The sequence below is a fragment of the Mesorhizobium sp. M1E.F.Ca.ET.063.01.1.1 genome (assembly GCF_003998155.1).
GTDB lineage: Bacteria > Pseudomonadota > Alphaproteobacteria > Rhizobiales > Rhizobiaceae > Mesorhizobium.
On sequence record NZ_RZSC01001511.1, the window covers coordinates 1 to 534 of the forward strand.

Below are 534 nucleotides of genomic sequence, written 5' to 3' on the forward strand. Positions count from 1 at the left end.
GACTAGTGAATATACAAACAAGCCGAAAGCCGCTCCCTTGCGGCCGCTCTAAGTCCAAGGGAAGAATTCATGGACGCATCGGCTGGACAAGGCGCGGCGCGCCTCGCCCGACCGGGCGGCGGGTCAGGGCGAAACCTCCAGGTGACCCTTCATGTTGGGGTGGAAGCGGCAGAAATAATCGACCGCTCCCGCTTGCTTGAGGGTGATCCTGCCTTTCGACTTCGGCGGGATCGTCACCTCCCAGCCGCCTTTCACCGTGGCGGTGTGGGCGATCACGTCCTTGTTGGTCCACTCGATCGTGTCGCCGACCTTGGCCTCGACGCTCGCCGGCGAGAAGACCAGCTTGTCGATCGTCAACTCGATGGTGGCGGCGAGCGCCGGCGAAGCGACGAGCGCCAGCGTCAGCGCGGCCAGGAGCGGCAGCAGGCTCGCCCTCATTTCAGCGCGCCGGCGACATGTTCGGCATGCTGCTCATGCCCCTGGAAGATTTTCAGGCCGGTCTCGAGCAGGCTCTTCAGCTCGGTATTGCTGGCC

General features: G+C 64.0%; 1 protein-coding gene. It reads right to left on the reverse strand.

Features of this window, described 5'->3' with window-relative positions; translation table 11 throughout:
• Positions 1-123: 123 nt before the first annotated feature.
• Positions 124-438, reverse strand: coding sequence for a cupredoxin family copper-binding protein (locus EOA29_RS39515; protein ID WP_126094480.1), 315 nt, complete (start codon positions 436-438; stop codon positions 124-126).
• Positions 439-534 lie beyond the last annotated feature (96 nt).

Bases quoted from the DNA above. Each gene is read 5' to 3' on its own strand.
- EOA29_RS39515 (WP_126094480.1), bottom strand. From the start codon at position 438: ATGAGGGCGAGCCTGCTGCCGCTCCTGGCCGCGCTGACGCTGGCGCTC.